Origin of the sequence: Micromonospora sp. CV4 (assembly GCF_003667455.1) — a bacterium.
Classification (GTDB): domain Bacteria; phylum Actinomycetota; class Actinomycetes; order Mycobacteriales; family Micromonosporaceae; genus Micromonospora.
Genome location: NZ_RCVI01000312.1, coordinates 1 through 15,802, shown reverse-complemented (window position 1 = coordinate 15,802; position 15,802 = coordinate 1). Strand labels below are relative to the sequence as shown.

Here is a 15,802-nt window from a genome sequence, read left to right as displayed (position 1 = left end):
CGGCCCGGTCGAGACCTACCTGCTGCTCGACCCGGGCGAGTTGCCGCACCAGGTGCGGGCCCGGGTGACCCGCTCGGTCGCGTACACCGAACACCACCCGGTGCCCGGCGGCGCGGCCCGGGTCGCGCCGCCGGGCACCGGCTCGGGTGGCACGCCATCCTCAAGGCGGTCTGGTCCGGCCGGGAGTTGACCGTCACGCCCGCCGAGACCCTCGTCGAACGCGACGGCTACACGGTGGTCGCCGACGGCCCGGCCGAGACCTACCTGCTGCTCGACCCGGGCGAGTTGCCGCACCAGGTGCGGGCCCGGGTGACCCGCTCGGTCGCGTACACCGAACACCACCCGGTGCCCGGCGGCGCGGCCCGGGTCGCGGCCCGACGCGTGGGCGGAGTGGACGGTCTGACCTGGACCGTCCGCCTCGACCCCGGCACCTCGCCGGACGACGATGACCTGCTCGCCGAGACGGACCGCCTGGTCGCCGTCGCCCGCGCCGCCACCGCGCCGGTCGACGGCTAGCCGGTCGGGCGGCCCGCCGGCCGCCCGACCCGCCGTGCCGGTCAGTTGGCGCCGAGACCCTCCAGCGCCTTGACCGCGCCGCGGTGCAGCGGAACCGGCTCGGTCTTGCGGGCGTTCTCCAGGGAGATGCCCCGGGCCGCCGGGTTCGCCTGGGCCAGGGCGTCGCGCTTGTCGAACACCGTCCGGGTGATCGCGCAGGCGACGTTGCCGTCCAGGTCCTTGCGGACCAGCAGCACGTTCGGCACGACGATCGTCGGGGTGTCCGCCGCCGTCCGGTACGCGTCCCGCCCGATCGTCCCGGCCTGGTAGGCGGGGCTCAACTCGTTCATCTTCGGCAGCAGAGACGCGATGTCGATGAACTTCACGCGGTCGCCGGCGGTGGTGAACAGGTCGGTCAGGCCGCCGGTGGGCAGACCACCGGACCAGAAGAAGCCGTCGATGCTGCCGTCCTTCATGCCCTCGACCGTCTTGGTCAGGTCGAGGCGCTGTGCCCGGATGTCCTTGGCCGGATCGAGGCCCGCCGCCTCCAGCAGCCGGTTGGCGATCACCTCCGTGCCGGACTTCGGCGACCCCGTGGAGATCCGCTTGCCCCGCATGTCGGCCACCGAGCCGATCTGAGCGTCGTTGCGGACCACGACCTGGGTGTAGTTGTCGTAGATGCGCGCGAGCGCCTCGACCGGCTGCGGGGCGGTGAAGCTGCCCTTGCCCTGCACCGCGTTGACGGCCGTGTCGAAGAGGGAGAACGCCACGTCGTACTGGCCGCTGACCAGCTGCTCGACGTTCTGCACCGAGGCGCCGGTCTCCGCGGCGGTGCCGGTGAGCTTGCCACCGGTCGCCCCGGACAGCTGCCCGGCCAGGGCGTTGCCGACCACGTAGTAGACGCCGGTCGCGTTGCCGGTGGCGATGCCCACCCGGGTCTGCTGGCTCACCTCACAGGTGACCTCGCTGGCCGCGTCGTCCTTGGCCGCGCCGCCCTGCTGGCCCCCGCAACCCGCCGCGCCGACCGCGACGAGAGCCACCACACTCAGGCCCGCCACGAGCCGTACGTCGATTCGTCTCACAGTTTCTCCTCCCGGAGGTTGGCTGGTGATCCGGCTCGCGGCCCGCCGGCCCGGCCGGCGGCTCCGCGTCGTACGAGCACTCCCGCCACCGCGACGGCGGCCAGTGCGGCGCCGACCGCGACCGGCACGGGTTCGAGCCAGAGCAGGGTGACGCCGGCGAGTGCGCCGAGCACGCGCTCCGGGGCGCCGGCGGGGCCGACGCCGGGCAACCAACCACCGGCGGCGACGGCGAGCACGGCCACGCTGAGCGCGACGACCACGCCGGCGAAGGCGATCCGCCGCGCGCCGCCGATACCGAGCAACCCGAGCCCGGCCGGCGTGATCACGAAGGCGATCGGGGTCAGGTAGGCCGGCAGCGCGTACCGCAGGGTCTGCCACATGGTCGGCACCAGCCGGCCGCCGGTGACCGCGGCCGCGGCCACCGCGGCGAGCGCGGTCGGTGGGGACACCTCGGACAGGACCGCGAAGTAGAAGACGAACATCGCCGCCGCGGGCGCCGCCACGCCCAGGTCGAGCAGCGCCGGGCCGACGATCACCCAGCCGATCACGAACGAGGCGGTGACCGGCACGGCGAGCCCCAGCAGGCTCAGTGCGACGGCCGCGAGCAGCGCGGTGAGCACCAGCACGAGGGTCGGGTCCGAGGTGACCGCCTCGGCCCCGCCGATCAGCAGCGCCGCCGCCTGCGGCCCGAGGCCGGTCTTCGTGGTGGTCGCCGTGATGATGCCGGCGGCGGCGCAGACGGCGGTCACCGCGAGCACCCCGCGTACGCCGGTGACGAGCGCGGTGACCAGCCGGGGCGGGGTGAGCCGGTGCGCCCGGTCCAGGAAGGAGAGCGCGAGCGCCAGGATGGTGGCGAGGACGACCGCCCTCGTCGCGGACACGCCGACCGCGAGGAGCACGACGATGGCGATCAGCGAGGCGAAGTGGTAGCCGAAGCGGGCCAGCAGGCGCCACGGCGAGCTGACGTCGATCACCACCGGGCGTACGCCGGAGCGCCGGGCGTCGATCTCCACGGCGAGCAGGATGCCGAGGTAGTAGAGCACCGTCGGCACGGTGGCCCAACCCAGCACCTGGAGGTACGAGACGCCGAGGTACTCGGCGATGATGAACGCCGCCGCCCCCAGGGTGGGCGGGGAGAGGATCGCGCCGACCCCGGCCGCGGCGAGCATGCCGCCGGCCCGCTCCGGGGGATAGCCGGCGCGGCGCAGCAGCGGCCAGGTGACGGCGCCGATGCTCACCGTCGTCGCGGCACCGGACCCGGAGACGGTGCCGAGGAGGAAGCCGGAGGCCACCGCCGTCCGCCCGGCGGCGGTGCGCGAGCGGCGGAACGCCGCCGCCGACAGCTCGACGAAGAACCGCCCCGCTCCGGAGAGCTCCAGGACCGCGCCGTAGATGGTGAACAGCACGATGTACGAGGCGGCCACGTCCAGCGGCGTGCCGTAGAAACCGCTGTCCGAGTTGTAGAACGCGTCGATCAGCTGGCTGAAGTCGAGCCCCGCGTGGGCGACCGGCCAGGCCTGCGGCAGCAGGCCGCCGTAGTAGCCGTAGCCGAGGAACAGCAGGCAGACCGCGGGCAGGATCCACCCGGTGGCCCGCCGGCACGCCTCGAGCAGCAGGAGCAGCAGGAGGGTGCCCATCACCAGGTCCATCGGCACCAGCAGGCCCTGCCGGTCGAGGAAGGCGTTGTAGCCGCCGCCGCCCGTACCGATCGAGATCGGCAGCACCGGGTAGAGGCAGCCGGCCACCGCCAGGGCGACCAGGGCCCAGTCCACCGCCGTGGGTCGCGCCGGCGCCGGGTGTGGCAGGCCCGGCCCGACCGGTCGGTCGACGCCGCGGGTGCGACGCAGCCGAGCCCGCAGCCGGGCGGCCAGCCGCAGGTCGGCCGGGTAGACCAGGAAGACCAGCGGCAGTACGCCGGCCAGGAAGAAGATCAGGTAATACTTGCTGCCCTGCGCCAGCGGACGGAACACCTGCCAGAGGGCGAGCCCGCCGACCGCCAGCGCCGCCGCGGTGAGGAGCAGACCGGCCGGCCCGGACAGCACCCGCCCCGGCTTCTCGTCCTCGAACTGGGCGGCCAGGTCGCGTGTCGCCCGTTCGGCGTCGACGCGGGCCTCGTCGTCGGCTCGCCCGATCTGGTCGGCCCGCCCGCCCGGGTCTTGGCTGCCGGCCGGGTCGGTCTGCCCGGTCGGGTCGGCCTGCCCGGCGGGGTCGGCTTGCCTGACCGGGTCGGTCTGCCCGGCCGGGTCGGCCTGCTCGGCTTGCCTGACCGGGTCGGCCTGCTCGGCTTGCCCGGCCGGGTCGGCCGGATCGGTCCGGCCGGCCGGGTTGGCCCGCCCGGCCTGGTCGGTGTTGGCGGCCGAATCAGGCGCGCCGGCCTCGGCCGCTCTTGGTCGGGGTGGTGCGCCGCCGTCGCCCGGTGCGGGCTCATCGGCGGGGGAGTTGGCCGGCTGGGCGGGTGGCGGCGAACCGTCGGGCGAACGGGTGGGCGACACGATCGGACGATACACGTCGATCCACTGGCCGGTGGGGCATCGACGGGCGTTTCATCCCGGTGCGACGGGAGGTCGACACCGTCCCGTCGTCCCTGGTGGAATTTGCCTGGAGGGCTGTCGGACCCGGCAGCTAGGGTCGGGCGGTGACTTCGGGGCGACCACTGATTCAGGCTCGCGGGCTGGTGAAGCGGTTCGGTGACTTCACCGCCGTGGACGGCATCGACGTCGACGTGCGCTCGGGCGAGGCGTTCGGCTTTCTGGGGCCGAACGGCGCCGGCAAGTCCTCCACCATGCGGATGGTCGGCTGCATCTCCCCACCGAGCGGAGGCGAGCTGCGCATCCTCGACATGGACCCGGTCCGCGACGGGCCGGCGATCCGGGCCCGGCTCGGCGTCTGCCCGCAGCTGGACAATCTCGACCCCGAGCTGACCGTCCGGGAGAACCTCACGGTCTACGCCCGCTACTTCGGCATCTCCCGCCGGGCGGCCCGGGAGCGGGCCGCCGAGCTGCTCGACTTCGTCCAGCTCACCGAGCGGGCCGACAGCAAGGTCGACCCGCTCTCCGGCGGGATGAAGCGTCGGTTGACCATCGCCCGCGCGCTGGTCAACGATCCGGAGATCGTCCTGCTCGACGAGCCGACCACGGGGCTCGACCCGCAGGCCCGGCACCTGGTCTGGGAACGGCTGTTCCGGCTCAAGCAGCAGGGCGTGACGCTGGTGCTCACCACGCACTACATGGACGAGGCCGAGCAGCTCTGCGACCGGCTGGTGGTGATGGACGGCGGGCGGATCGTCGCCGAGGGTTCTCCCCGGGCGCTGATCGAGCAGCACTCCACCCGCGAGGTGGTCGAGCTTCGCTTCGCCGCCGAGTCGCAGGAGCCGTTCGCCGGCAAGCTCGACGGGCTCGGCGAGCGGGTCGAGGTGCTACCCGACCGGGTCCTGCTGTATGTGCCCGACGGCGACGCGGCGGTCGCCGAGGTCTCGGCGCTGGGGCTCACTCCGGCCAACGTGCTGGTGCGGCGCAGCGGCCTGGAGGACGTCTTCCTGCACCTGACCGGCCGCACCCTGGTCGACTGACCCGCGTCGGCGCCCCACGACCAGGGAATGGGCGGCGCGTGAACGGGGGTGCGCCGCCCGGGTGATCTTGCGTAGCATCGGGCGGCCGGGTCGGCATGTCCACACGACCGGGTGCTGACAACGGGGGGTTTTCGTGTCCGATGTGCAAACCAACAGTCGGCACCAGGCTGGGCTGACCGCCCTGTACCTGGGCATCTTCGCCACCGTCTGGTTCAGCGTGCCGGCCGCGGAGCAGCCGTTGCGCGCCCTGCTGGTGGTGGGCAGCGTGGCCGCCCTGCTCACCGCCGTGGCGGGCGGCGTGGTTTCTTCCCGCAGCCGGGGCGCCGGCGGCGGAACCCGGGACCGGGCGACCGACCGGCGGTACCTGCTCATCGTGGTCGCCGAATTCGCCGCCGCCGGGTTGGGCGCCGCCGTGCTGGCCGCCGCCGATTGGTCGGAATACATCCCGGTGCTGGTCGGCGCGGTGGTCGGGCTGCACTTCTTCCCGCTCGCTCCGCTGCTGCGGGACCCGCTGCTCCGGCCGCTCGGTGTCGCGGTGTGCGTGGTGGCGGCGGCGGGCCTCGTCACCGCGCTCGTCTCGGCGGTGTCCGCCGGTCTGGTGGTCGGCACCGGCCTGGGGCTGCTGCTGCTCGCCTACGCCGTGCAGGCGCTGGTCCGCACCCACCGCCCGGTGTGACCGGCCCGCGCTTCGCCGCCGAGGTCGACACGGTCCGATCGTTGACGGTTCAGCAGCAACCTTTCCCGCGTGTCGAGCTGCTGAGCCGCCAGTGATCACGGCGCGCCGTCCTGGCCGGTGCCGGGCTCTTCGCGGCGGAGGAGGTCGAGCAGCAGGTGATCGCCCGGCTCGACCGGCGCCGTTCCGATCCGCTCCTAGATTCACTCGGCTTCCGGGAAGTCGGGGTGTCGCGGCGGCTTTGACACCCCGACATCCTGAAAGCCGTGTCGATCATCGCGCCGACGGAAACCGGGGGACAGGTCGGCGGTTGGCGTTCTAGGGTGACCGGCGGCCTGTCGTACCCCGGGGGTAGGAAGGTCGGGGTGACCGGCGTGGTGTGGCGGGGGTGGTCGTGGTGAGCGTGGCGGGTTCGACGCGGGAGCGGGCTCGGCCCGCGCTGCCACGGGTGCCGGCGCTCGCCGTGTTCGACTACTTCCTGGTGGGTTACCGGCGCACCTGGCGGGCCGGGGTGTTCTCCTCTTTCCTGCTGCCGGTGCTGACCGTGCTCGGCTTCGGGCTCGGCGTCGGCGCCTACATCGACCAGGGCGTCGGCGGTGTGCGCTACCTCGACTGGCTGGTCCCCGGGTTGATCGCCTCGACCGCGCTCCAGGTGACCGTCGGTGACTCGACGTGGCCGGTGTTCAGCAACTTCCAGTGGATCAAGACATACTTCGCGCAGAGCGCCGCGCCGCTGCGGGTGGCCGACATCCTGGCCGGGCACCTGGCCTTCGTGCTGTTCCGGGTGCTCACCACGATCGTGGCGTTCCTGCTGGTCACCGGGCTGTTCGGGGCGTTGCGCTCACCGTGGGCGGTGGTCACCCTGCCGGTGGTGGCGCTGCTCGGGCTGGCCGTGGCCGCGCCGACCTTCGCGTACGCGGCGTCGGTGTCCAGCGACAGTTGGCTGGCGATGCTGTTCCGGTTCGCCGTCATTCCGATGACGCTGTTCGCCGGGGTGTTCTTCCCGGTCGAGTCGCTGCCCGAGGCGCTGCGCTGGTTGGCGTACGTGACGCCGCTGTGGCACGCCGTCGACCTCTGCCGCGCGGCCACGCTGGGCGTCGCCCCACAGTGGTCGATCGTCGGGCACCTGCTCTACCTGGCGGCCTGGTCGCTCGCCGGCTGGCTGCTGGCGCTGCGCGCGTTCCGTCGCAAGCTCGTCGTCTAGGGAGTCCTCGTGGTCACGCTGATCCTGCCTCGGCTGGTCGACGTCTCCGCCGCGTCCCGGCGGTCGGCGTCGGTGGTCGAGCGCAACGTCGCGGCGCTGAAGTCGGTCTACTGGCTGCTGCTGCTCTCCGGCTTCGTGGAGCCGCTGCTCTACCTGCTCTCGATCGGGGTGGGCGTCGGCACGCTGGTCGGCGACCTGCCGCTGCCCGACGGGCGGCTGGTCTCGTACGCCGAGTTCGTGGCCCCGGCGATGCTGGCCTCCTCGGCGATGACCGGGGCGCTCGCGGAGACCACGTTCAACTTCTTCGGCAAGATGAAGTACATGAAGCTGTACGACGGGGTGATCGCCACCCCGGTACGGCCGTTCGAGATCGCGCTCGGCGAGTTGGGCTGGGCGATGCTGCGGGGCAGCGCCTACTCGGCTGCTTTCCTCGGGGTGATGGTCGCGCTGGGCCTGACCACGGTCGCCCGGGCGGTGACCGCCCTGCCGGCCGCCGTGCTGGTCGGGTTCGCGTTCGGCGCGCTCGGCATGGCGCTGTCCACCTTCATGCGCAGCTGGCAGGATTTCGACCTGATGGGCTCGGCCCAGTTCACGCTCTTCCTGTTCTCCGGCACGTTCGTGCCGGCCCAGGCCTACCCGACTCTGCTGCACTGGCTGATCGAGGTCACCCCGCTCTACCGGTCGGTGCACCTGATCCGCGGTGTCGCGCTGGGCACCGGCGGCTGGCTCTGGCTGCTCGACGTGCTCTACCTGCTGGCGATGATCGCGCTGGGCCTGCTGGTCGCCTCCCGCCGGATGGGCAGGTTGCTCTACCGGTAGGGGTTATGCGCCGCCCTCCTCGGGGCATGTCGGAGGCGACACCACGACGATGAGGAGGGGCGATGGCCTCCGACCAGTCTTCCACCGGCACCGGGCGTGAGTCGGCTCGCGGGCCGGTCGGCCCGGACGAGGGGCCGGACAGCCCCGCCGATCTGCCCGGCAGCGGCTGGAAGGCGGCGTTACGCCGCACGATCACCGAGTTCCAGGACGACAGCCTCACCGACTGGGCGGCGGCGCTGACCTATTACGGAGTGCTGTCCATCTTCCCCGGGCTGCTGGTGTTGATCTCCATCCTGGGCCTGCTCGGCGAGAGCGCCACCCAGGGCGTCACGGACACCGTCAACCAGGCGGTGCCGGAGGGCAACATCCGGCAGATCATCACCGACGCGTTGGACACGGCCGACAGGAACGGCGGCCTGGCCAGCATCGCGGCGATCATCGGTCTGCTGGCGGCGTTCTGGTCCGCATCCGGGTACATCGGCGCGTTCATGCGCGCCTCGAACACCATCTACGACGTGCCGGAGGGGCGGCCGATCTGGAAGACGCTGCCGATCCGGCTCGGTGTGACCGCGGTGATCGGGGTGCTGCTGCTGGCCAGTGCGGTGATCGTGGTCTTCACCGGCCGTCTCGCCGAGTTGGTCGGGGACGCGATCGGCCTCGGCTCAACGGCCGTCACGGTGTGGGACATCGCCAAGTGGCCGGTGCTGCTGATCCTGGTCAGCCTGATGTTCGCCATCCTCTACTGGGCCTCGCCGAACGCGCGGCACGGCGGGTTCCGCTGGGTCAGCCCGGGTGGCGTGCTGGCCGTGGTGATCTGGCTGGTGATCTCCGGCCTGTTCGCCTTCTACGTCAGCAACTTCGGCTCGTACAACAAGACCTACGGGGCGCTGGCCGGGGTGATCATCTTCTTGGTGTGGCTCTGGTTGAGCAACATCGCGATCCTGCTGGGCGCCGAGTTCGACGCGGAGCTGGAGCGCAGCAGGGCCATCTCGGCCGGCCACTCGGTCGACGACGAGCCGTACGTCGAGCTGCGCGACGACCGCAAGCTGAGGAAGAAGCGGAACTCCGCCGGCCGTCGCTGACCGTCCGAGTCAACCGCTCCGCCGCCCGCCGACCGCCCCGCCGCCCGCGTATCGGGTGGTGGGGCGGTCGCATGTCCGGAGGCGGCACACCGGGCGAGCGGACCCGGGCAGCCGGTGATCCTTTTCTTGATCGACTAGTAGCTTTTGTTCTTCCGGACAAAAGTTGGCATCAGAATGGCTGAAGCTCTGGACAGGCGACTCGGAACGCTCCTACTGTGTCGGACACAACACATCGGCATTGCGCCGATGTGAACGAGTCGAATGAAGAGGTGAGTCCGGGTGCGGACCGTCGACCCCCTGCACGTCCGGCTGTTGCGGTTACTCCGCGACGAGGGGGCCGTGTCCCGCGCCGAGCTGGCCGACCGGCTCCAGATGCCGCGCCCGCGGCTGCTGGCTGAGCTGGACCGACTGGTCGCGCTGGGCTACGTCGCCGAAGCCGGGCTCGCCGCCTCCCGGGGCGGACGTCGCTCCACCCTGGTCGAGCTGAACCCGAAGCTGCGGTTCGCGGCCGTGGACCTGGGCGCCAGCTCGATGGACGTCGAGGTGGTCAACGGCCGGCTCGAACCGGTGGCGCACTACGCCGAGGCCGCCGACATCCGCAACGGACCGAAGGTGACCCTGCAACGGGTCAACGAGCTGCTGCACAAGGCCAAGGTCGACGGCGCGTACGAGCGGCTGGACGCGGTCGGCATCGGCGTGCCCGGCCCGGTCAGCTTCCGCGACGGCGTCCCGGTCTCGCCGCCGATCATGCCGGGCTGGGACCGGTTTCCGGTGCGCGAGCTGCTCAGCCGGGAGCACGGCTGCCCGGCGGTGGTCGACAACGACGTCAACATCATGGCGATCGGGGAGCGACACGGCGGGGTGGCGCACTCGGTGGACGACTTCCTCTTCGTGAAGATCGGCACCGGAATAGGGTGTGGGATCTACCTCACCGGCGAGGTCTACCGGGGCACCGACGGCTGCGCCGGGGACATCGGCCACATCCAGGTCGACGCGCACGGTCCGATGTGCTCCTGCGGCAACGTCGGCTGCCTGGAGGCGCTGTTCAGCGGCGCCGCGCTGGCCAAGGACGCCACCGCCGCCGCCCGCAGCGGGTCGTCGCCGGCGCTGGCCGAGCGGATGGCCCTGCGCGGCGTGGTGACCGCTCTCGACGTCGCCGAGGGCGCCGTCGAGGGGGACGTCACCTGCATCCAGCTGATCCGGGACGGCGGACGGCGGGTCGGCGGGGTGCTCGCCGGCCTGGTCAGCTTCACCAACCCGTCGATGATCGTGATCGGCGGCGGGCTGGCCCAACTCGGGCACATCCTGCTCGCCGAGATCCGCAGCGTGGTCTACCGCCGCTCGCTGCCGCTGGCCACCGGCAACCTGCCGGTCGTGCTCTCCGAGCTCGGCGGTCGGGCCGGGGTCGCCGGCGCGGCGGTGCTCGCCAGCGACGTCGCCTTCGCGGAGGCCTCATGAGCCCGCAGTCGCGAGCCGGAAAACCGTCGTGAGCGAGGAGGAGACTGTGGCCCAGTCCGAGGAGAACGCCGCCACCGAGCCGACGGCCACCGACGCCGACGCGCCGCTGATCGAAGCCCCCGCCGACACCGTCGCCGGTGAGGTCGTCCTGCGCCTGACCGACGTGGTCAAGACCTTCCCCGGCGTACGCGCCCTGGACGGCGTGCAGCTGGAGGTGCGCGCCGGCGAGGTGCACTGCCTGCTCGGGCAGAACGGCGCCGGCAAGTCCACCCTCATCAAGGTGCTGGCCGGCGTGCACCAGCCGGACTCCGGCGAGGTCGAGTGGCGTGGCGAGCAGGTCACCTTCGCCAATCCGCAGGCCGCCATGCGCGCCGGCATCGCGACCATCTACCAGGAGCTCGACCTCGTCGAGGATCTCTCGGTGGCGGAGAACGCCTTCCTCGGCCACGAGCACCGCCGCTTCGGGTTCGTCCGACGCGGCCGGATGGCCCGGCACACCCGGCAGATCCTCGGCCGGCTCGGCCACGGCGAGATCCCGCCCGGAAGGATGGTGCGGGCGCTGCCGGCGGCGGGCAAGCAGATCGTCAGCATGGCGCGGGCGCTGTCGCACGAGGCGCGACTGATCATCATGGACGAGCCGAGCGCCGTGCTGGCCCACGACGAGGTCGGCAACCTGTTCCGGATCATCCGCGAGCTGACCGCACAGGGCATCGCGGTCATCTACATCTCCCACCGCCTGGAGGAGATCCGCGAGATCGGCGACCGGGTCACCGTACTCAAGGACGGCCGGACCACGGCGGCGAACCTGCCGGCGCGCGACACCCCGACCCGCGACCTGGTCAGCCGGATGACGGGGCGCACCATCGAGTACGTCTTCCCGGACCGGCCGACCGACGACACCGTCGGCGCCGAGCTGCTCCAGGTGGAGGGGCTGACCCGCGCCGGCGAGTTCGCCGACGTCTCGCTGAACGTGCGTGCCGGCGAGATCGTCGGCATCGCGGGCCTGGTCGGCTCCGGCCGCTCCGAGTTGTTGGAGACCATCTACGGCGCCCGCGTCGCGGAGGCCGGCTCGGTCCGGATGGACGGGCGGGTGCTGCGTCCCGGCGTCGGCTCCGCGGTGCGGGCCGGCATGGGGATGGCACCGGAGGAACGCAAGAGCCAGGCGCTGCTGCTCGGCGAACCGATCTACCGCAACGTCACGCTGGCCACCTTCGGCCGGTACGCGCGGCTCGGTTTCACCGACGCCGCCAAGGAACGGGCCGAAGCCGACCGGATCGCCGAGAGCCTGGAGTTGCGGCCCCGGGATGTCGGTCGGCCCGTACGCACCCTCTCCGGCGGCAACCAGCAGAAGGTGGTGGTCGGGCGCTGGCTGCTCGGCGGCACCAGGCTGCTGCTGCTCGACGAGCCCACCCGGGGCGTGGACGTGGGCGCCCGGGCCGAGCTCTACCAGGTCATTCGGGCGTTGGCCGCGCAGGGCGTCGGGGTGCTGCTGGTCTCCAGCGAGGTGCCCGAGGTGCTCGGCCTGGCCGACCGGGTGCTGGTGATGCGGGAGGGCCGGGTGGTCCGCGAGGCCCCGGCCGGCGAACTCGACGAGAACACCGTGCTCGACCTCGTGATGGCGGGGTCCCTGATGGAAGGCGCACCGGCATGAGCGACGCGACTCCCACACCCACGGCGACACCGGAGCGCTCGCAGCTGCCGGCGCAGTCGCCTCCGGTGGACCCGGTCGAGACGGCGGTGGCCGGCGACAAGGCGGCATCCAGGGGCCGGCTCTCCTGGTGGCGCGGTGACAACGGCGACGGCGTCAAGCGCAACCTCGGCCTGGTCGGGGTGCTGGCCGCGCTCATCGTGGTCGGCGCGATCACCAAGCCCGACCTCTACGGCGACCCCAACTGGGTCTGGAACAACATCCTGGCCATCCTCCAGCTCGCCTCGGTCGTCGGCGTCGTCACGGTCGGCATGACGTTCGTGATCATCGGTGGCGGGATCGACCTGTCGGTCGGGGCGATCGTCGCGCTGGCCGGCGTCTGGTGCACCACGGTGGCCACCCAGAGCTACGGCGCCGGAGGCATGATCTTCACGGCCATCGTGGTCGGCATCTGCGTTGGTCTGGTCAACGGCGTGCTCATCTCGTACGGGCGGCTGGTGCCGTTCATCGCGACGCTCGCGATGCTGGTGGCGGCGCGCGGGCTCGCGGCGTCGATCTCCAACAAGCAGACCCAGGTGTCGAGCAGCACCTTCATCAACGACATCGCGGCGCGCAAGGTGCTCGGGATTCCGATCCTGGTCTACATCCTCGGCGCGGTGGTGGTGGCCGGGTGGATCCTGCTCAACCGGACGACCTTCGGTCGGCGCACCATCGCCGTCGGCGGCAACCCGGAGGCCGCGCGGCTGGCCGGCATCAACGTCCGCCGGCACACCATGCTGCTCTACGCGCTGTCCGGCCTCTGCTGCGGCATCGCCGCCATCATGCTCACCTCCCAGGCCACCTCGGCCCAGGCGGCGATGGCGAACCTCTACGAGCTGGACGCGATCGCCGCAGCGATCATCGGCGGGACGCTGCTCAGCGGTGGCCGGGGCACGATCGTCGGCTCGCTGCTCGGCGTGATCATCTTTGCCACCATCACCAACCTCTTCGCCATCAACGGCCTCTCCATCGAGGCGCAGAACATGGTCAAGGGCGGCATCATCGTCGCGGCCGTCCTGGTCCAGCAGTTCCAGTTCAAGTCCTTCACTCGGCTCCTCGCGCGGAACAGGCTCACCACCACAACCTGACGCACCGCACGTTGTTCCTGGCCACGTCGAGACCTTCGACAGTGGCCGGACCTCGCACACCCTCAACAACTCCATCCCGTTCCCAGGAGGTCGTCATGACCCAGCACAGTCGCGACCTGTCGCGCCGTCGCTTGCTCTTCGGTGGGGCCGCTGTCGGCGCCGCCACCCTGCTCACCGCCTGCACCAGCAACGAGACCCCGGCGGCCAGCACGCAGACCAAGGCCGCCGGAGACGGCGCCGGCAACAACGCCCCGGGCAAGAAGGTCGTCATCGGCTTCTCCGCCCCGGCCGCCGACCACGGCTGGATGGGCGCGATCCATGCCAACGCCAAGGCGCAGGCCGCCGCCTACTCGGACGTCGAGCTCAAGGAGGTCGACGGCGGGACGACGTCGGAGGCGCAGCGCTCCACGCTCGGCACGCTGATCGCCCAGAAGCCGGACATCATCGTCGTGCTGCCGCACGACGGCAAGGAGGTCAACGCGGTCGCCCTCCAGGCGATGCAGGCGGGCATCCCGATCGTCAACCTCGACCGGGTCTTCCCCGACGCGCTGGCCTCGCGGCTGGTCATCAAGGGCGACAACTACGGCATGGGCGTCTCCGCCGGGCACTTCATCGGCAAGCAGCTCAAGGACAAGGGCGTCGCCAACCCGATCATCGGTGAGATCGCCGGTCTGGAGATCCCGCTGACCGTCGAGCGCAGCGCCGGCTTCGCGGCGGCCCTGGCGACGTACGGGTTCAAGGTGAACAACCGTCGCTCGGCCGAGTTCACCTCGGACAGCGGCCAGCGTGAGGCGGCCCAGCTGCTCCAGGCGCTGCCGAAGATCGACGCGCTCTGGAACCACGACGACGACCAGGGCATCGGCGTGCTCGCCGCCATCAAGCAGGCCAACCGGTCGGAGTTCTTCATGGTCGGCGGGGCCGGCTCGAAGCTCGCCATCGAGGCGATCAAGGCCGACAACACCGTGCTCAAGGCGACGGTCACCTACAACCCGTCGATGGCCTCGTCGGCGATCTCGCTCGCCCGGCTCGTCGCGCAGGGCCGTGGCCTGGGCGACCTCACGGAGCTGCAGGTGCCCAAGGAAGTGACCCTCGCCTCCGAGACGATCACCAAGGAGAACGCGAGCAGCTACGAGAAGCTCGGGTTCTGACACACGGGGGGAGACCCACCTTGTCCACAACAGACAAAGAACTGCGGGTCGGCATGGTCGGCTACGCGTTCATGGGCGCCGCGCATTCGCAGGCGTGGCGCACCGTGAACCGCGTGTACGACCTGCCGGCGCGGGCCCGGATGGCGCTGATCTGCGGCCGGGACACCGGAAACGTGGCGGCCGCCGCGGACCGGCTCGGCTGGGACGCGTACACCACGGACTGGCGTGACCTGATCAGCCGGGACGACATCGACGTGGTCGACGTCTGCACCCCGGGCGACAGCCACGCCGAGATCGCCCTCGCCGCGTTGGCCGCCGGCAAGCACGTGCTGTGCGAGAAGCCGTTGGCCAACACGGTGGCCGAGGCGCGGGCGATGACCGCCGCGGCGGACACCGCCCGGGCGGCCGGGGTGCGGTCGATGTGCGGGTTCAACTACCGCCGGGTTCCCGCGGTCACGATGATGCGCCAGCTGGTCGCCGACGGACGACTCGGGGTGATTCGACACGTCCGGGCGACGTACCTGCAGGACTGGATCGTGGACCCGCAGTTCCCACTGGTGTGGCGGTTGCAGAAGGACAGGGCGGGCTCCGGCGCGCTCGGCGACATCGGCGCGCACATCATCGATCTGACCCAGTTCGTCACCGGGCAGCGGATCACCGGTGTCAGCGCGGTCACCGAGACCTTCGTCAAGGAACGGCCCCTGCCGGCCGGGTCCAACGGGTTGGCGGCCTCGGTGGACGGCAGCGGGTCGCTCGACGGCAACGCTCCGGCCACCGGTCCGGTCACCGTCGACGACGCCGCGGTCTTCGTGGCCCGGCTCGACGGTGGCGCGCTGGCCACGTACGAGGCGAGCCGGTTCGCCACCGGCCGCAAGAACGCCCTGCGTGTCGAGATCAACGGCTCGCTGGGCAGCGTGGTCTTCGACCTGGAACGCCTCAACGAGCTGGAGTTCTACGACGCCTCCCGGCCCAGCGTGGAACAGGGTTTCAGCCGCATCCTGGTGACCGAGGGCGAGCACCCGTACATGTCGGCGTGGTGGCCGCCCGGCCACATCATCGGCTACGAGCACTCCTTCACCCACCAGATGCGTGACTTCATCGAGGCGGTCGCCACCGGCGCCGACCCGGCTCCCTCCTTCGCCGACGCGTTGCAGGTCCAGCTCGTGCTGGACGCGGTGACCCGTTCGGCGGAGCTCGGCTCCTCCTGGACCGAGGTGCAACCGGCGTTGGCCGCGGTGGCCGTCTGACCTCTGACCATCCGCGATGGTGGTGTTCGCGCCACCATCGCCCGACCGGCTTTCCGGAGCTGACCGGCGAGGGACCGGCCGCGGTTTGCGCCCCGCGGTCGGGACGAGGTCGGCGCCGGAGGGCGTGCAGCCGGGCCGTACGGCCCGGTGGCGCACGAGCAGGACGGTCGTCCGGTGCGTCCGGACCGGGATTCCCCGGCCGCACCGGAGGACCGCCACCACCCCCGGCGATCCGGAGGACCTGATGGCAC

Annotated in this window: 12 protein-coding genes and 2 pseudogenes; 12 read left to right on the top strand and 2 right to left on the bottom strand. The window is 71.7% G+C overall.

Annotated features, from left to right (window positions below; genetic code table 11):
* Together EAD98_RS31320 and EAD98_RS21970 are read left to right on the top strand one after the other, a co-directional pair.
* A pseudogene (locus EAD98_RS31320) lies at nucleotides 1-190 on the top strand (innate immunity activator family protein); the annotation flags it as partial.
* A pseudogene (locus EAD98_RS21970) lies at nucleotides 139-516 on the top strand (hypothetical protein); the annotation flags it as partial. The pseudogenes EAD98_RS31320 and EAD98_RS21970, both read left to right, overlap by 52 nt.
* A gap of 41 nt (nucleotides 517-557) precedes the next feature.
* On the opposite strand, the gene EAD98_RS21965 reads toward EAD98_RS21970, so the two are convergent.
* The gene (locus EAD98_RS21965) at nucleotides 558-1,577 is read right to left on the bottom strand and encodes a TAXI family TRAP transporter solute-binding subunit (RefSeq protein ID WP_121655909.1); all 1,020 of its coding nucleotides are present in this window, start codon (nucleotides 1,575-1,577) and stop codon (nucleotides 558-560) included.
* Nucleotides 1,574-4,069, bottom strand: coding sequence for a TRAP transporter fused permease subunit (locus EAD98_RS21960; RefSeq protein WP_199723491.1), 2,496 nt, complete (start codon nucleotides 4,067-4,069; stop codon nucleotides 1,574-1,576). The genes EAD98_RS21965 and EAD98_RS21960 overlap by 4 nt, the downstream gene beginning before the upstream one ends.
* A 143-nt stretch (nucleotides 4,070-4,212) precedes the next feature.
* Here EAD98_RS21960 and EAD98_RS21955 point away from each other — a divergent pair, with 143 nt between their 5' ends.
* From EAD98_RS21955 to EAD98_RS21910, 10 genes are all read left to right on the top strand, one after another.
* Entirely contained in the window at nucleotides 4,213-5,145 is a 933-nt protein-coding gene (locus EAD98_RS21955) for an ABC transporter ATP-binding protein (RefSeq protein WP_121655908.1), read from the top strand.
* A 133-nt stretch (nucleotides 5,146-5,278) separates the two neighbouring features.
* Nucleotides 5,279-5,821, top strand: coding sequence for a hypothetical protein (locus tag EAD98_RS21950; RefSeq protein WP_121675038.1), 543 nt, complete (start codon nucleotides 5,279-5,281; stop codon nucleotides 5,819-5,821).
* Between the two features lie 400 nt (nucleotides 5,822-6,221).
* The gene (locus EAD98_RS21945) at nucleotides 6,222-7,022 is read left to right on the top strand and encodes an ABC transporter permease (RefSeq protein ID WP_121655911.1); all 801 of its coding nucleotides are present in this window, start codon (nucleotides 6,222-6,224) and stop codon (nucleotides 7,020-7,022) included.
* Between the two features lie 9 nt (nucleotides 7,023-7,031).
* Nucleotides 7,032-7,841: an ABC transporter permease gene (locus EAD98_RS21940; RefSeq protein WP_121655906.1), complete on the top strand. Its 810-nt coding sequence runs from the start codon at nucleotides 7,032-7,034 to the stop codon at nucleotides 7,839-7,841.
* Nucleotides 7,842-7,903: 62 nt separating this feature from the next.
* A complete protein-coding gene (locus EAD98_RS21935) occupies nucleotides 7,904-8,923 on the top strand; it encodes a YihY/virulence factor BrkB family protein (protein ID WP_121655905.1) in 1,020 nt (339 codons plus the stop codon).
* Between the two features lie 279 nt (nucleotides 8,924-9,202).
* Nucleotides 9,203-10,381, top strand: coding sequence for an ROK family transcriptional regulator (locus tag EAD98_RS21930; RefSeq protein ID WP_121655904.1), 1,179 nt, complete (start codon nucleotides 9,203-9,205; stop codon nucleotides 10,379-10,381).
* Between the two features lie 109 nt (nucleotides 10,382-10,490).
* On the top strand, nucleotides 10,491-12,032 hold the full coding sequence (locus tag EAD98_RS21925; protein ID WP_199723492.1) for a sugar ABC transporter ATP-binding protein: 1,542 nt from the start codon (nucleotides 10,491-10,493) through the stop codon (nucleotides 12,030-12,032).
* Nucleotides 12,029-13,156 (top strand): ABC transporter permease, encoded by a 1,128-nt coding sequence (locus EAD98_RS21920; RefSeq protein WP_121655903.1) that lies wholly within the window; start codon nucleotides 12,029-12,031, stop codon nucleotides 13,154-13,156. Before EAD98_RS21925 ends, EAD98_RS21920 begins: the two co-directional genes overlap by 4 nt.
* Before the next feature lie 95 nt (nucleotides 13,157-13,251).
* A complete protein-coding gene (locus EAD98_RS21915) occupies nucleotides 13,252-14,304 on the top strand; it encodes a substrate-binding domain-containing protein (RefSeq protein WP_121655902.1) in 1,053 nt (350 codons plus the stop codon).
* 20 nt (nucleotides 14,305-14,324) lie between these two features.
* Nucleotides 14,325-15,551: a Gfo/Idh/MocA family protein gene (locus tag EAD98_RS21910; protein ID WP_121655901.1), complete on the top strand. Its 1,227-nt coding sequence runs from the start codon at nucleotides 14,325-14,327 to the stop codon at nucleotides 15,549-15,551.
* The last annotated feature ends 251 nt before the right edge of the window (nucleotides 15,552-15,802 follow it).

Excerpts from the sequence above, each read along its gene's own strand:
- EAD98_RS21935 (WP_121655905.1), top strand. The coding sequence starts at position 7,904 with ATGGCCTCCGACCAGTCTTCCACCGGCACCGGGCGTGAGTCGGCTCGC.
- EAD98_RS21920 (WP_121655903.1), top strand. The coding sequence starts at position 12,029 with ATGAGCGACGCGACTCCCACACCCACGGCGACACCGGAGCGCTCGCAG.
- EAD98_RS21915 (WP_121655902.1), top strand. The coding sequence starts at position 13,252 with ATGACCCAGCACAGTCGCGACCTGTCGCGCCGTCGCTTGCTCTTCGGT.